At 70.3% G+C, this 15,584-nt stretch carries 15 protein-coding genes; 8 read left to right on the forward strand and 7 right to left on the reverse strand.

What is annotated here, in order from left to right:
- Window positions 1-207: 207 nt before the first annotated feature.
- A complete protein-coding gene (locus tag C5E07_RS01160; RefSeq protein WP_104298105.1) occupies window positions 208-1,101 on the reverse strand; it encodes a phosphoribosylaminoimidazolesuccinocarboxamide synthase in 894 nt (297 codons plus the stop codon).
- Window positions 1,098-2,381, reverse strand: a complete 1,284-nt coding sequence (gene purD / locus C5E07_RS01165) for a phosphoribosylamine--glycine ligase (RefSeq protein WP_104298106.1) — start codon at window positions 2,379-2,381, stop codon at window positions 1,098-1,100. The genes C5E07_RS01160 and purD overlap by 4 nt, the downstream gene beginning before the upstream one ends.
- 130 nt (window positions 2,382-2,511) lie before the next feature.
- Between purD and C5E07_RS01170 the strand changes: the two genes are divergently transcribed.
- Complete coding sequence (locus tag C5E07_RS01170; protein WP_104240155.1) at window positions 2,512-2,886, forward strand: sterol carrier family protein; 375 nt, start codon at window positions 2,512-2,514, stop codon at window positions 2,884-2,886.
- A 98-nt stretch (window positions 2,887-2,984) separates the two neighbouring features.
- Window positions 2,985-3,416 carry a hypothetical protein gene (locus C5E07_RS01175; protein WP_104298107.1) on the forward strand — a complete coding sequence of 144 codons (432 nt, stop codon included), beginning with the start codon at window positions 2,985-2,987 and terminating at the stop codon, window positions 3,414-3,416.
- A gap of 25 nt (window positions 3,417-3,441) precedes the next feature.
- Here the strand turns inward: C5E07_RS01175 and C5E07_RS01180 are convergent, their stop codons facing one another.
- The 4 genes from C5E07_RS01180 to purF form a co-directional block, all read right to left on the reverse strand.
- Entirely contained in the window at window positions 3,442-4,056 is a 615-nt protein-coding gene (locus C5E07_RS01180; protein ID WP_104298108.1) for an energy-coupling factor transporter transmembrane protein EcfT, read from the reverse strand.
- A 51-nt stretch (window positions 4,057-4,107) separates the two neighbouring features.
- Entirely contained in the window at window positions 4,108-4,809 is a 702-nt protein-coding gene (locus C5E07_RS01185) for an energy-coupling factor ABC transporter ATP-binding protein (protein WP_104298109.1), read from the reverse strand.
- 51 nt (window positions 4,810-4,860) lie between these two features.
- Window positions 4,861-5,493: a biotin transporter BioY gene (locus C5E07_RS01190; RefSeq protein ID WP_104298110.1), complete on the reverse strand. Its 633-nt coding sequence runs from the start codon at window positions 5,491-5,493 to the stop codon at window positions 4,861-4,863.
- 143 nt (window positions 5,494-5,636) lie between these two features.
- On the reverse strand, window positions 5,637-7,094 hold the full coding sequence (gene purF, locus C5E07_RS01195) for an amidophosphoribosyltransferase (RefSeq protein ID WP_104240160.1): 1,458 nt from the start codon (window positions 7,092-7,094) through the stop codon (window positions 5,637-5,639).
- A 280-nt stretch (window positions 7,095-7,374) separates the two neighbouring features.
- Here purF and purM point away from each other — a divergent pair, with 280 nt between their 5' ends.
- Window positions 7,375-8,481: a phosphoribosylformylglycinamidine cyclo-ligase gene (gene purM / locus C5E07_RS01200; protein ID WP_104298111.1), complete on the forward strand. Its 1,107-nt coding sequence runs from the start codon at window positions 7,375-7,377 to the stop codon at window positions 8,479-8,481.
- 524 nt (window positions 8,482-9,005) lie between these two features.
- Here the strand turns inward: purM and C5E07_RS01205 are convergent.
- On the reverse strand, window positions 9,006-9,947 hold the full coding sequence (locus C5E07_RS01205) for an asparaginase (RefSeq protein WP_258063006.1): 942 nt from the start codon (window positions 9,945-9,947) through the stop codon (window positions 9,006-9,008).
- Window positions 9,948-10,190: 243 nt separating this feature from the next.
- Between C5E07_RS01205 and C5E07_RS01210 the strand changes: the two genes are divergently transcribed.
- The 5 genes from C5E07_RS01210 to C5E07_RS01230 all read left to right on the forward strand — a co-directional run bounded on the left by C5E07_RS01210 (window position 10,191) and on the right by C5E07_RS01230 (window position 15,558).
- Window positions 10,191-11,129: an ABC transporter substrate-binding protein gene (locus C5E07_RS01210; RefSeq protein ID WP_104298112.1), complete on the forward strand. Its 939-nt coding sequence runs from the start codon at window positions 10,191-10,193 to the stop codon at window positions 11,127-11,129.
- A 161-nt stretch (window positions 11,130-11,290) separates the two neighbouring features.
- Window positions 11,291-12,970, forward strand: coding sequence for an aromatic amino acid ammonia-lyase (locus C5E07_RS01215; RefSeq protein WP_104298113.1), 1,680 nt, complete (start codon window positions 11,291-11,293; stop codon window positions 12,968-12,970).
- Window positions 12,971-13,016: 46 nt separating this feature from the next.
- A complete protein-coding gene (locus C5E07_RS01220) occupies window positions 13,017-14,081 on the forward strand; it encodes an ABC transporter ATP-binding protein (protein ID WP_104298114.1) in 1,065 nt (354 codons plus the stop codon).
- Window positions 14,078-14,803 (forward strand): ABC transporter permease, encoded by a 726-nt coding sequence (locus C5E07_RS01225; protein ID WP_104240165.1) that lies wholly within the window; start codon window positions 14,078-14,080, stop codon window positions 14,801-14,803. The genes C5E07_RS01220 and C5E07_RS01225 overlap by 4 nt, the downstream gene beginning before the upstream one ends.
- Window positions 14,803-15,558 carry an ABC transporter permease gene (locus tag C5E07_RS01230; protein ID WP_104298115.1) on the forward strand — a complete coding sequence of 252 codons (756 nt, stop codon included), beginning with the start codon at window positions 14,803-14,805 and terminating at the stop codon, window positions 15,556-15,558. The genes C5E07_RS01225 and C5E07_RS01230 overlap by 1 nt, the downstream gene beginning before the upstream one ends.
- Window positions 15,559-15,584: the final 26 nt, after the last annotated feature.

A 15,584-nucleotide genomic window follows, 5' to 3' on the forward strand; every position in this document is an offset into this window, starting at 1 on the left:
TTCCAGTCTCGAAGGGAGGGGCGCGAAGGGAACGGCCGGTGAGGGCACACGCCGATGCGCGTGCGGGATTCCAGGAGGGAGTCCGGGTCGTCAAGCCCAGCGGAGGGCGACAGCGTGTACGCCGCCGACGGCGATTCTACGACGAGATGAGCAGGCACCCAAGGCGGAGCTGCGCTCCAGGGGCGTCGGACGGACCTAGGCGCGGACCTAGGCGCGGACGCCCAGACGGTCGAAGAGCTCCGCGTAGCGGGCCTGCGTGCGCTCGATGACCTCGGCGGGAAGCTCGGGCGGCTGGCCCTGCTTGTCCCAATTCGCGGAGAGCCAGTCGCGAACGATCTGCTTGTCGAACGACGACAGGCGCTGCTTCAGCGGCAGGCTCTCGTCGGCGTAGAGCGTCGCATCCCAATACCGGGACGAGTCGCTTGTGAGCACCTCATCGCCGATCGTGATCTCGCCGTTGGCTGGGTTGCGCCCGAACTCGAACTTCGTGTCGGCCAGAATCACTCCGCGCTCCTCGGCGATGGCCGATGCCTCGCGGAAGATGCGCAGCGAGAGGTCGCGCAGCGCGACGGCGTCGTCGAGGCCGACGAGCTCGATCATCTTCTCGAAGCTGATGTTCTCGTCGTGCTCGCCCTGGGGCGCCTTGTACGCGGGGGTGAAGATCGGCGTCGGCAGCCGGTCGCCGTCCTCGAGGCCAAGCGGCAGCTGGATGCCGCACACGGTACCGTGCTCGCGATACTCGAGGAGTCCGGAGCCGGTCAGGTAGCCGCGCACGACGCACTCGACGGGGAACATCTCGAGGCGCACGACACGCATGGAGCGTGCCGCGGTGTCGGCCGGCAACGCGGCGCCCCACCCGGACGGCTCGCGGAGGTGGTTCGGCACGTCGATGCGATCGAACCACCAGCGGCTCAGCGCCGTCAGGCGTGCGCCCTTGCCGGGGATGCCGGGGGAGAGGATGTGGTCGAACGCGCTCACGCGGTCGCTCGCGACGACCAGCAGCACGCGGTTGTCGTCGGCGGTCTCGTACACCTCACGGACCTTGCCGGAGGACACATGCGACCAGCCCTCGAGGGCTGGAGCGCTGGCCGCGTCGGTCACGACTGCTGCTCGCGGGCGGCGAGCTCCGCGATATCGGCGCGGTACTGGGCGCCGTCGATGTGGATGCGAGACAGGCCCTGGTAGGCGAACGCGCGAGCCTCGGCGATCGTCGCTCCGGTTCCGACCACGTTGAGGATGCGGCCACCGCTCGTCACGAGGGTGTCGTCGTCGCGCTGCGTGGTCGCCGCCTGCAGGACCTTCACGTTCGGCTCGGCCAGCGCATCCGGAACCCCGGCGATGGTGCGGCCCGACTGCACGTCCTCCGGGTAGCCCTCGCTCGCGAGCACGATCGTGACCGCCGCGTTGTCGGCGATCGCGAGCTCCTCGGGCAGGTGCCCGAGGGTGCCGGTCGCGGAGGCGTAGAGGAGCTCGGAGAGCGGCTGGTCGAGACGCTCGAGCACGGCCTGCGTCTCGGGGTCGCCGAAGCGGGCGTTGAACTCGATGACGCGGATGCCCGCGCTCGTGACGATGAGCCCGCAGTAGAGGAGCCCGGCGAAGGGTGTGCCGGCGGCGCGCATCTCGTCGACGACCGGCTTCGCGACCTGATCGACGACGAGCTTCGAGAAGGCGCGCTCCCCGCCGAAGCGCTCGTTGAGGAAGGGGACGGGCGTGTACGCGCCCATGCCGCCTGTGTTCGGCCCCGCGTCACCGGCGAGGAGACGCTTGAAGTCCTGGGCGGGCGGGAGCGCCCGCACGTTGACGCCGTCGGAGAAGACGAACTGCGAGACCTCCTGGCCGTCGAGGAACTCCTCGACCAGCACGGGCCCGGCAGCGAGCCAGTGCTCGGCGTGGACCAGCGCGTCCTCGCGGCTCTCGGTCACCATGACGCCCTTGCCCGAGGCGAGGCCGTCGGCCTTCACGACGTACGGTGCACCGAACTCATCGATGGCGGCGGCGACCTCGTCGAGCGTCTCCGCGAGGCGCGCGCCACCGGTGGGGACACCGGCACGGGACATGACGTCCTTCGCGAACGTCTTCGATCCCTCGATCGTGGCCGCGGCCTTCGATGGGCCGAAGACGGGGATGCCGGCCTCGCGCAGCGCGTCGGCGACACCAGCGACGAGCGGGGCCTCAGGGCCGATGACGACGAGGTCGAAGCTCTCGTCCTTGGCGAAGTCGGTGACAAGCGACGGGTTGTTCACGTCGAGCCGGATCACCTCAGACTCAGCGGCGATGCCGGGGTTGCCCGGGGCCGTGACGATCGAGTGTGCGCGCTCGCTGTGGAGGGCGGCAACAATTGCGTGCTCGCGGGCACCGGATCCGAGGACGAGAATTCTCACCGCACCAGCCTAACCGGGGACGACGGCTCGTGCCGCCGCGTGAACGCAGATGACCGCACGGCGACACCCGGCCGCCACACACGGCTCCACATTCGCACCGCGCCCGCCGGGCCTGTCGCACAATGGGGGCGTGCCGAAACCCCGAATCGCCGACGCCGCAGGGCTCGGAGCCATCACCGCCTGGAGCGAAGCCCGCGCCGCGGGCAGCCCGACGCCCCGCGCCGACGCCGCGACGGCCGTCCGCTATACCCTGCAGGCTCTCGAAGACCGCGCCCCGGGCGCGAGCGTCGAGGTGCGGGTACCGCCGTTCGGTGCCGTGCAGTGCGTGGAGGGCCCAGGCCACACCCGCGGCACGCCGCCGAACGTCATCGAGCTCGACGTCGACACCTGGCTCGAGCTCGCCACTGGCCGCGTGACCTGGCAGGAGGCGTTCGAGGCGAACCGGGTGCGCGCATCCGGAACCCGCGCCGACGTCTCGCCCTGGCTGCCGCTCGTGCGCCGCTGACGGGCGCGCCACGCCCTGCCGGCCCTGCTCGTTGACGCGCCGCGGCGCTCCCCGCGGAGTCTGCGAACGCTCCCCGCGAACTGCGCGACAATGGATGCATGCTCCGCGAGAACGAACCCACTCAGTCGCGCCCCGAAGACGGCGGCGACACCATGGCAGGCCGCGAGGTCGACGCCGGACGCGAGTTCGAGGGCTACGACGCTGAACTCGCCGAGTTCGAGGAGCAGGACGAAGACGAGGACGACGGCGTTCGGGAGATGGCGGCGAGGGTCCACCACGTCCCTCGCATGAGCAGCTTCCTCGTGCTCGGTGCGATCGTCGGCGTCGTCCTCGTGACGATCCTCACGTTCGCGTTCCCGCCCAACGAGGTGTTCTCCCGCATCCAGGTGTTCGCGTTCCTCCTCGCGTTCACGGTGCCCGTCACGCTCGCGCTCGGCGGCATCGCCGGGTACATCGCGGGTCGCGTGTCGGCGAAGCGCTCGGTCGACGCGCGCTTGATCCGCGCAGACGAGCTCGAGAACCGCTCCTAGCGCACCGGCAGCAGGCGGGCCATCGTCAGTCGTCGAGGCCCCGCGCCTGCAAGGCGTCGGACATGGCGTCGGCGCGGCGCAGCGCCCGGACGACGAGCGGCACGGCGAATGCCCGCGGGCTGCCGCGACGGCCCCGCGCGTACTGTGCCTGTCTCGCGGTCTCGGCGAGCTCGGCGACGAGGGGCACCGCGCGCACGCCGAGGGCGAGCTGCAGGGCGACGCGGTCGGGGTTCACGCCCACTCGACGCAGCGGCCCCAGTAGCCAGACGATGGCGTCGATCATGTCCGTGGTGCGGGTCGTGAGGCTCACGAGCGTCGCCGCGAGCACGAGAGCGACGATCGAGCCGACGACGCCGACGGCCCGAGACAGGTCGGCGGACCACCACTGGAAGGCGAAGATGCCGAGCAGGAAGATCCAGGTCGGGCGCACGCCGCGCCACGCGTATCGAGGGCCAAGGCGCGCCGCAGCGAAGCCGAGCGCCGCGACCGCGACGGCGATGCCGGCGGAGAGCGGTGAGCCGAGCGCGAGCACGGCCGCCCCTGCAGCCAGGAGCGCGAGCAGCTTCAGCCCGGCCGGCAGGCGATGGATGATGGAGCTGCCAGGCACGTAGACGGCAAGTGCCGTTCCGCGGTCAGCCACGAGCCCCCGCCGAAGCGGTCGTGGTTGCGGTCGCGGTCGTGGGAAGGGGAGTCACAGCCCGCCCTCGAGGGAGACTGCAGCGCGATAGGCGGCGACCGCATCCCGTGGAGGACCGTCGAAGGTGAGGCGCCCCTCGTGCACCACGAGCACGCGGTCGAAGCCCGCCAGGATCTCGAGGTCGTGGGTCACGAGGACCACCTGCTGGGGGAGCGTGGCGATACGCGCCGCGATCGCGCGCGAGTTGCGCAGATCGAGGAGCGTCGTCGGCTCGTCGAGCACGAGGATGCTCGGCTCGGTGACGAGCACGGCCGCGAGGGCGAGCAGCTGCTTCTGCCCTCCGGAGAGCAGGTGCGCTGGATGGTCGGCGCGGTCGGCGAGACCGACCTGCTCGAGCGCCGCAGCCGTGCGTGCGGAGATCTCCGCCCTGCTCAGGCCGCGGCGGCCGAGCCCGAAGGCGACATCCTCGCCCACGGTCGGCATGATGATCTGCGAGTCGGGGTCGGTGAAGCAGAACCCCACCCGACGCCGCACCTCCCTGCCGGCGCGCCTCGTGTCGAAGCCCTCGACCGAGACGGTCCCGCTCGTGGGCAGCAGCAGCCCGTTGAAGAGTCTCGCGAGGCTCGACTTCCCGGAGCCGTTCGCGCCGATGACGCCGATCCGCTGCTCGCCGAGCGTCACCGAGATGCCGTCGAGCACGGAGCGACGCTGCGCGCCGTCGCCGAAGCTCACGCTCACGTCGCGCAGCTCGATCATGCGCGGCCCCGGCTCAGGAGGCACCCGCGAGGTGCGACGGCGGCCCCGGCCTCACGCATCCACTGCCGGTGCCGTTGCCTGGTCTGGCGAGGTCGGCCGGTCGCGCCGCCGCCGATCGGGGAGCAGCCCCGGGTAGGCCTTGTGCACACCTCGCGCGATGAGCGCCGCGACGACGGCCTTCGCGAGGTCGCCCGGCAGGAAGGCGAGCGCCGACAGGGCGGCGGCCCCGAAGCCGATCTTCGCCACGAGTGCGACGCCGATGATCCCGGGCAGGTAGAGCACGAACACGCCCCCGACGGCCGTCGAGACGATGCCGGGGAGAATGCGGAACGGGCTGCCGAAGCGCTCGACGAGCCAGCCGACCGCGAACGCCGCGATGGGGAAGCCGATGAAGTAGCCGACCGTGGGGCTCGCGAGCACCGCGAGCCCACCACGGCCGCCCGCGAGAAGCGGGAGCCCGGCGAGCACCAGGACGTCGAAGAGCAGCAGCGCCGAGAAGCCGCGCTTCGAGCCGAGCACGGCGCCCGCGAGCATGACGCCGAGCATCTGCAGGGTGATCGGCACTCCGGGGCCGGGGATCGTGATGGCCGGCACCACTCCGAGCGCGGCCACGATGCCGGCGAACACGGCGACCTGCGTGAGGTCGCGCGTGCGATTGCGGGGTGCGGGGTGCGCGTCGGTCATGCACGGGACTCTACCGGCGCGCAGAGCTGCGCACCGACCCCGCCCGGCGGCCGAACCGCACCGAGCGTCCCCGCGGGAACCTATGGAAAACGCATGCTCGTCGTGCAACGAACATGCGTTTCCCGGAGGTCTGTCCCGCCCGGCTAGCTCTTCGTATTGAGCTCGAGCCAGGCCAAGTACTCGGGAGTCACGGTGCCCGTCACGTACTTGCCGTCGAAGCAGCTCATGTCGAGCTCCTTCACGTCGGAGCCCTCGGTGATGGCCGTGAACAGGTCCCCGACCTCCTGGTACACGAGGCGGTCGGCGCTGATGACCGACGCGATCTCCTCGATCGACCTGCCTGAGGCCACGAGCTCGCCGCGCGACGGCATGTTGATGCCGTAGACGTGCGGGTAGCGGACCGGCGGTGCAGCGGACGCGAACGTCACCGAGTTCGCGCCAGCCTGACGCGCCATCTCGACGATCTCCTTCGACGTCGTGCCGCGCACGATCGAATCGTCGACGAGCAGCACGTTCTTGCCGCGGAACTCCGTCGGGAGCGCGTTGAGCTTCTGGCGCACCGACTTCTTGCGCACCTTCTGCCCCGGCATGATGAATGTCCGGCCCACGTAGCGGTTCTTGTAGAAGCCCTCGCGGTAGTCGATGCCGAGGGTCTTCGCCATCTCCATCGCGGTCGGCCGGCCCGAATCGGGGATGGGCATGACCACGTCGATGTCGCCGGCGGTGATGCTGCGCTCCACCTTCGAGGCGAGGGTCTTCCCCATGCGCAGGCGCGACTCGTAGATGGAGATGCCGTTCATGACGGAGTCGGGGCGGGCCAGGTACACGTACTCGAACGAGCACGGCACGAGGCGCGGGTTCACGGCGCACTGGCGCGAGTACAGCTCGCCGCCCATCGTGATGAAGATGGCCTCGCCCGGCTCCACGTCGCGGACCAGGTCGTAGCCGCCGGACTCCAGCACCAGCGACTCGGACGCCACGACCCACTCGTCGCGGCCGTGCTCGTCGTCGCGTCGACCGAGCACGAGGGGGCGGATGCCGAACGGGTCGCGGAACGCGAGCAGTCCGTGTCCGGAGAGCAGGGCGACGGATGCGTAGGAGCCCTCGACGCGGTCGTGCAGGCGGGAGATCGCGTCGAACAGGTCATCCGGCGTGAGCTCGTCCCCGTTGATGCCGTGCTGCAGCTCGTTCGCGAGGACGTTGAGCAGCAGCTCCGTGTCGCTCGACGAGTTCAGGTGCCTGCGGTCGACGTTGAAGAGCTCCTTGCGCAGCTCTCGCGTGTTCGTCAGGTTGCCGTTGTGCACGAGGACGATGCCGTAGGGCGCGTTCACGTAGAACGGCTGCACCTCGTCGTCGCTCTTCGCGCTGCCGGCCGTCGCGTAGCGGACGTGGCCGAGGCCGACGTTGCCGAGCAGGTTCCGCATGTCGCGGGTGCGGTAGCCCTCGCGCACCTGGCCCTTGACCTTCGCGATGTGGAAGGTGTCACCGTCCGCCGTCGCGATGCCGGACGAATCCTGACCGCGATGCTGCAGGAGCAGAAGGGAATCGTAGATCTGTTGGTTGACGGGACTGGTCGAGACGTGACCAACAATGCCGCACACGCTGGGGGAGCTCCAAGCACAGGTAAGCGGGCCCGCGAGGGCCACTGATTTGACCGGACCCGCGAGGGCCACTGATGTGATGAGGCCCGCGAGGGCCACAGTTCTGACGAGGCCCGCGAGGGCCACGAGTGTGATGAGGCACCGAGGCACCCTGAACGATTTTCCGATTTTGTCACAGCTCGCGGATCCGCGCGCACCCGCGTGGAGAGGGTTCGCTTCCGGCGTCACGTTCGCGGCGCACTAGGCTGTTGGGCGCATCCCCCCGAGGAAAGGGCATTCTGTGTCAGGCAACGACCTCTACGCCGCCGCTGGCGTCGACACCCGTGCGGGTGACACCGCCGTCGAGCTCATGAAGCGCGCCGTCCAGGCGACCCACGGACCGGAAGTGCTCGGGGGCGTCGGCGGTTTCGCCGGACTCTTCGACGCCTCGCGTCTGACCTCGTTCACGAAGCCGATCCTCGCCACGTCGACCGACGGCGTCGGCACGAAGGTCGCGATCGCGCAGGCGATCGACAAGCACGACACGATCGGCCAGGACCTCGTGGCCATGGTCGTCGACGACATCGTCGTCGTGGGCGCCGAGCCCCTCTTCATGACCGACTACATCGCCTGTGGCCGGGTCGTGCCGGAGCGTATCGCCTCGATCGTCGAGGGTATCGCGAAGGCGTGCGCCGAGACCGGCACCGCGCTCACGGGCGGCGAGACCGCAGAGCACCCTGGCCTCCTCGGGCCCGACGACTACGACGTGGCAGGCGCCGCGGTCGGCGTCGTCGAGGCTGACCGGATGCTCGGACCGGAGCGCGTGCAGCACGGCGACGTCGTCATCTCGATCGCCTCGAGCGGCCTCCACTCGAACGGCTACTCGCTCGTGCGCCGCATCGTCGCCGACCAGGGCCTCGCCTTCACCGACACCTCCGCGGAGCTCGGCGGCGTCGTCGGCGAAGTGCTCCTCGAGCCGACCCGCCTCTACACCGGCCCCCTCGTCAAGCTCCTCGCCGAGCCTGCCCTCGACGGCGCCGTGCACGCCTTCAGCCACGTCACCGGCGGCGGCATCGCCGCCAACCTCGCGCGGGTCCTCCCGCAGGGCGCCTGGATCGAGCTCGACCGCGGCGCGTGGTCGCCGAACGACATCTTCCGCGTCCTCGCGGGCTTCGCTGGCACCGACCTCGAGTCGACGGAAGGCACCTGGAACCTCGGGATCGGGATGTTCGCCGTCGTCGACGCCCAGCGTGCATCCGCGGTCGTCGAGTGGCTCGAAGCCGCTGGCCTGCCGTCGTGGGTCGCCGGCATGGTCTCGACCGAGTCGCGCGACTTCGACGGCTTCGAGCAGGGCGCCAAGGGTGTCGATGGCGGCGCGGTGCGCCTCGTCGGCAGCTACGCCAGCTAGGGCAGAACACGAGCCGTCGCGTCTCGCCGAGAGGCGAGGGCGCGGCGGCCATCCGGTGCCGTTCGCCCGTGACGTGACCAACTTGCGTGCAATAGAGGCGCTTTGAGCCGGTTTCGGGGCTTCGGGCGCCGATATTGCACTGATGTTGGCCACGCGCCGGCGGGACTTGGGCGTCACGCGCGGGCGGCGGAACGGCGGCTGGCGCGAGTCTCGGCGCAGCGCCTGCGCGGGGTGGCGCCGCGGGGCCGTGACCAACTTGCGTGAGCTACGCGTGAGGTGAGCCGGTTTCGGGGCTGCGGGCGCCGATATTGCACTGATGTTGGTCACGCGCCGGCGGCGCCGCGGACGAGGGGCAAGTCTCACCGCGGCGGCTGACGCGGCGGCGGTCGCAGGGCTGAGCGGGGCAGTGTCGCGGGGTCGTGACCAACTTGCGTGCGATAGAGGCGCTTTGAGCCGGTTTCGGGGCTGCGGGCGCCGATATTGCACTGATGTTGGTCACGCGGCGGCGGCGCGGCGCCGCGCCGCTACTCGGCGGCGAAGGCCGCCGCGATCTCCTCGGGCGTCGCCTCGTTGGCGATGAGGGCGGCGAGCAGGATGCGCGCCTGGCCGGCCCGCAGGACGGCCGCGTGGATGGCGCCGACAACCGCGAGGTCGTGTCCGCCTCCGCCTCCGCCGTAGCTGGCCTTGAGCACGCCGAACGGCACGCGGCTCGACACGACGAGCGGGATGTCCGATGCCTGGCACTCCCAGGCCGCGGAGACGACGCTCTGGCTCGCGTTGCCCGAGCCGAGGCCGACGAGGACGATGCCCTGCACGCCGGCCTCGAGGCTCGCATGCAGGTGGGTCGCGTCAGCGCCGGGGCTGACCGCGACGGTGTCGACGCGCATGCCGGCGACGGGCGCGGGAAGGTGCAGGCGGCGGGCGGGCTTGTCGGTGACGCTGCGGAACGCGTCCGCGCGGTCTGCTGAGGCCTTCGTCAGCCCCCACGCCTTGAGGAGCCTGCCGCCGAACGCGACGAGCACGCCTCGGCCGCGGTTCTCCGGGTCGAGCGCGGCGGCGAGGGCTGCCGCGACGTTCGCAGGCCCGTCTGGCGACTCCGACTCTGCCGTGAACTGCGAGCCGGTGAAGACGACGGTCTTGTCGCTTTCGAGCTGCAGGTCCGTGAGCAGCGAGGTCTCCTCCATCGAGTCGGTGCCGTGCAGCACGATGACGGCGCTGACCTCGTCGTCTTCGACCTGGCGTCGCACCTCGTCGCTGATCGACTGCATGTCGGCGAGCGTGAGGCTCGACGAGTCGACGGCCATGAGGTTCACGGCGCGCAGCTGGGCGCCGTGCGCTGCGGTTCCCTCGAGCAGGGCATCCGCCCCGAGGCTCGGCGTCGTCGCGCCCGATGCCGTCGTCGTGCTGGCGATGGTGCCGCCCGTCGCGATGACGGCGATGAGCGGGAGCGAGGATGAGGTCGTCACGTGGTCATTTCTACCCGGTTTGGCTTCCGCGCGCGCTGAGGGTTGACTTCGCCCAATTCGTGCGAATGTACTGAGGATGCGCCGCATCTGGTTCGGGAACACCGGGCCGGTCCGCGACGTTGCGCACGTAACACAGAGTTAATTCGCGCTATCCGGGAAGCGCGCTCCGAATTCATGGGGCACATTCCTAAGATGGCCGAACTCACTGATGTTCTGGCTACCGCCGAAGATAGGGGACCCCCAATGCAGAAGAAGCGTCTGATTACCGGAGGCATCGCTGCACTCGCAGCGATCGGCCTCCTCTCGGCCTGCTCCAACCCGACCGCTCCCGACGCTGGCGGCACCGACGGTGGTGCCGCATCCGGCGACACGATCGTCGTCTCCTCGGCGAACTTCCCAGAGTCCGAGATCATCGGAAACCTCTACGCGGAAGCGCTGAAGGACGCCGGCTTCACCGTCGAGACGCAGTTCAACATCGGCTCGCGCGAGGCCTACATCCCCGCGCTGTCGGACGGATCGATCGACCTCATCCCCGACTACACGGGCAACCTCCTCATCTTCCTCGACCCCGAGGCAGAGACGACGGACGCGGAGACCATCAACACGAACCTCACCGCAGCGCTCGAGACGGAGGGGCTCACGGGCCTCACCCCGGCCGACGCCGAGGACAAGGACGCGGTTGTCGTCACGAAGGAGACCGCTGAGAAGTGGAACCTGACGACCATCGCCGACCTCGCCGCCCACAACGCCGAGATCACCTACGGTGCCCCGGCCGAGTTCCAGGAGCGCCCGCAGGGTCTGCCTGGTCTGAAGGCGAACTACGGCGTCGAGCCCGCAGCGTTCACCCCCATCGCCGATGGTGGCGGACCGGCAACGGTCGACGCGCTGGTCAGCGGACAGGTGCAGGTCGCGAACATCTTCACGACGTCGCCCGCGATCGTCGAGAACGACCTGGTCGTGCTCGAGGACCCGAAGAACAACTTCCCGGCCCAGCAGGTCATCCCTGTCGGCAACACCGAGAAGCTCACCCCCGAGGTCGCTGAGGTCATCGACGCCATCTCGGCGCAGCTGACGACCGACGAGCTCATCGCCCTCAACACGCGTGTCTCCGGTGAAGAGAAGGTCGAGCCCACCAAGGCCGCGACCGACTGGCTCACCGAGAAGGGCCTGCTCGGCGCCTAGGCTCCGCTTCCCCATCACGCGGTGACGCTGCGAGGGTGGATGCGGGCGAGTCCGGCCGCATCCACCCTCTCGGCAGCAACACCCTGAACCACCGACTTCCCGACCGACTCTCCCCGCTTTCCTCACCTCCAGCTCCAAGATCTACGAGAAGCGAGTTCCGGATGCAGCAGCACGCAGACGCCGAACGGCCGCACGTGCGACCCACGATGCGCCCCAGCAAGCGGGCAGCGCAGGGCAAGCGGTCGGTCACGGACGCCTCCTCGGCCGGAGTCAACGCGCTCGCGGGCACCAGCGCAGAGGGGTCGTTGCCGCTGACGAGCTTCGTCATCGGCCGCGACCGGATGACGCCGCGGGTCCTGGAGCGGCTCGCCGTCACGGTCGGCCACCTCGACATCGACCCGCACGTCAGGGTCCGGCTCGCGGAGGCGCGGGGCGTCATCGAGAGCGTCATGGCCCGCGGCGAGCCCGCGTACGGCGTCAACCGCGGCCTGGGGCCGCTGCGCGACCAGGAGATCCCGGAGGAGCTGCAGCACGCGTTCCAGCTGTTCGTGCTCGCCTCCCACGACGCGGCGGTCGGCAAGAACCTCACCCCCATCGAAGCGCGAGCCGTGATGCTCGCGCGCCTCGCCGTCATGGCGCAGGGCAACTCCGGCGCCACGACGGCGCTGTTCGAGGGCCTGCGCTGCCTGCTCGAATGCGGCGTCACCCCGGCCATCCCCTCCGAGGGGTCCGTCGGCGCCGCCGACCTGTCGATGCTCGCCGCCGTCGGCAACGTGCTCGTCGGCCGCGGGCGCGTGCTCGACGAGACCGGCACGCAGACCGTCCCCGCCCGCGAGGCGCTGGCGACGGCCGGCCTCGTGCCGCTCGAGCTCGCCGCGAAGGACGGGCTCGCGCTCGTCGGGGCGAACGCCGCCTCCGTCGGCATCGCGGCCCTCACCTCCGTGCGGCTCGACCGGTTCACCGCATCCGCCGACCTCGTCGTCGCCCACACCTTCGACGCCCTGAACGGCAGCGTCAAGGGCTTCCAGGAGAAGGTCGTCGCGGCCAGGCCCCACCCCGGCCAGATCAGGGCGGCCGCGCGCTTCCGCTCCCTGCTCGGCTCGAGCCGAGCCTACGGGCCGGCCACGGCGGGCTCCCTGCAGGACCCGCTCTCCATGCGCACCGTGCCGCAGGTGCACGGCACCCTCATCGAGCAGGCGGATGTGCTGCGCGAGTCGGTCACGGTCGAGCTGAACGCGCGCAGCGAGAACCCGTACATCGACATCGACAACGACGTCATCATCTCGAACGGCAACTTCTCGACCATCCAGATGGCCATCACGGCCGACTCCGTGCGCCTGCTGCTCGCGCACTTCGGCATCATGAGCGAGCGGCGCTGCTCGCTCATGATCAGGCGCCTCCGCTCCGAGCGGTCGCTCGTCGAGCAGGTGCTGTCGATCGACGACGCCGACCATCCGTTCGTGCCCGTCATTCTCGCCAACACGGCATCGTCGCTCATGGCGCGCCTGCAGCAGCTCGCGGCGCCCGTCTCGCACCTCGGCGGGGTCGTCGGCGACGGCGTGGAAGACCACAACGCGCAGGGCTACCTGGCCGTGCGGCTCCTCGAGGACAGCCTCGAGGCGGCCGAGCGGCTCCTCGCCATCGAGGGGCTCCTCGCCGTCGGCGTGGGCGTCGCCGCGCCAGCCCCGAGCATGAAGGACCGCGCTCCGCTTGTGGTGCAGCTCTCGAAGCGCATCCGCGAGACCCTCGCCCTCAACGACCCGGCGATCATGACCTCTCAGCGAATCGACCGCGTGCGCGCCGACATCGCCGAGCTGAGCGAGCACGTGCAGGACGCGTGAGCTCCACGCTCGCCCAACGACCACCCGTCACCAGCCAAGGAGCAGCATGATCACCTTCGAGAACGTCACCAAGACGTATCCGGATGGCACCACGGCGGTGAACGACCTCAGCCTCAACATCGAGCAGGGCTCGTTCACGGCCTTCGTCGGTCCGAGCGGATGCGGCAAGACCACGTCGATGCGCATGATCAACAAGATGATCGACGCGTCCAGCGGCCGCATCACGGTCGCGGGCAAGGACGTCGCGGACGTCCCCTCCACCCAACTGCGCCTCGGCATCGGGTACGTGATCCAGAACGCCGGCCTCTTCCCGCACCGCACCGTGCTCGACAACGTCGCGACGGTGCTGCGCCTGAAGGGGGTCCCCGCGAAGGAGGCCAGAGCGAAGGCCATGGATGCCATCGAGCGCGTCCGCCTCCGCCCCGAGCTGGTCCACCGCTACCCGGCCGACCTCTCCGGCGGCCAGCAGCAGCGCGTCGGCGTGGCCCGTGCCCTCGCGGCGGATCCGCCCATCCTGCTCATGGACGAGCCGTTCAGCGCCGTCGACCCCGTCGTGCGCGACGAGCTGCAGCAGGAGATGATCCGGCTGCAGCGCGAGCTGAAGAAGACCATCGTGTTCGTCACGCACGACATCGACGAGGCCCTCATCCTCGGCGACAAGATCGCCGTCTTCGGGCCGGGTGGCGTGCTCCACCAGTACGCGGCAGCCGAGGAGGTCATGACGAGGCCCGCCAACACGTTCGTGTCGAGCATGATCTCGAAGGACCGCGGCTACCGCGCCCTCACGTTCCGGGACGCCTCGCTCACCGCGGAGCCCCTCGCCGACGCCGTGGCCGGCATCATCGGCCTCGATGGGCACACGGCCGAGTGGTCGCTCGCGGTCGACGAGGACGGCCGCCCAGACGCGTGGCTGCACCGTGCGAGCTCGCTGCGCGTCCCGGTCGGCGCGGTCGTGACGCTCGACGACAACCTGCGGCGCTCCCTGGATGCGGTGCTCGCCTCCCCGGCCGGCCTCGCGATCGTCGTCGACCAGGCCGGCGTGGCCACCGGAGTGGTGCGCGGTGAGGCGGTCTTCGCCCGCGTCGCGGACGCGAGCGGCGAGCGATCATGAACTGGCTCATCGCGAACTGGGAGACGGTCTGGCCGATCATCATCCAGCACACCGTGCTGTCGGTGGTGCCGACGGTGCTCGGCCTCGTCATCGCCTTGCCGCTCGGGATGCTCCTCGTCGGGCGACCGCGCGGACGAGGCGTCGCGATCATCGTCGCGAGCATCGTCTTCACGATCCCCTCGCTCGCGCTCTTCGTCGTGATCCCGTCGATCGTGGGCACGCCCATCATCAGCCCGCTCAACGTGATCATCGCGCTGACGCTGTACTCGACGGCGCTGCTCATCCGCACCGTGCTGGAGTCGCTCGACGCGGTTCCGGACGACGTGAAGGACGCGTCGAGCGCCATCGGCTACTCGCCCATCAAGCGCGTCATCGCGGTCGAGCTGCCCCTCGCCATCCCCGTGCTCGTCGCCGGGCTCAGGGTCGTCGCGGTCACCAACGTCTCGCTCGTCTCCGTGGGCGCCGTCATCGGCGTCGGCGGCCTCGGCCAGCTCTTCACCGCCGGGTTCCAGCGCGACTACCCCGACCAGATCTTCGCGGGCATCATCACGATCCTCGTGCTCGCGTTCATCTTCGACCGCGTCATCGCGATCATCGGCGTCGCGACCACCCCGTGGCTGCGCAGCGACCGCGTGAAGGCGAAGCGGGCGTCGAGGCGCACACCGAACGAGCGCACCGAGACCGCCATGCTCGACACCGTCATCGCGAAGGGGGACATCTGATGTTCAACGAGATGCTGTCCTACTTCCTCGACCCGGCCAACTGGGCGGGCTCCTCGAGCATCCCGGCCAGGGTCGGCGAGCACCTCTGGTACTCGCTGCTGGCGGTCGCGCTGGCCGCCGTCATCGCGTTCCCGCTCGGTCTCGTCATCGGCCACACGGGCAAGGGCACGACGTTCATCGTCGCCACCGCCAACGTGCTGCGGGCTCTCCCCAGTCTCGGTCTCATGACGCTGCTCGTGCTGCTGATGGGCCTCGGACTGTTCCCGCCGGTGATCGCGCTGGTCGTGCTCGCCGTGCCCCCGCTCCTCGCCGGCGTCTACTCGGGTGTCGCGAACGTGAGCCGCGCGACGGTGGATGCGGCGCGAGCCATGGGCATGACCGAGTGGCAGATCGTGTGGCAGGTCGAGCTGCCGAACGCGATGCCGCTCATCGTCGCGGGGCTCCGCAGCGCGGTGCTGCAGGTCATCGCCACGGCGACCATCGCCGCCTACGTGAACCTCGGCGGCCTCGGACGCTACATCTTCGACGGCCTCGCCGTCACGGACTACGGGCGCGTGCTGGTCGGCGCTGTCCTCGTCACGGGGCTCGCGCTGGTCGTCGACGGCCTGCTCGCGCTGCTCGGGCGACTCGTCGTCCCTGGCCGCACGAAGCGCGGGTCGAAGGGTGCCGGGGCTGAGTCCGGTGCCGGTTCTCGCGCCGGCGTCTCCTCGGGCGCGACCGCCGCATCCACGAGCGCGGCCACGGCGAGCGCGTAGCCCCCGGGCGGGCGGGCGCGGCGCCA

This window comes from Pseudoclavibacter sp. RFBJ3 (assembly GCF_002931375.1).
In the GTDB taxonomy this organism is placed as follows: domain Bacteria; phylum Actinomycetota; class Actinomycetes; order Actinomycetales; family Microbacteriaceae; genus Pseudoclavibacter.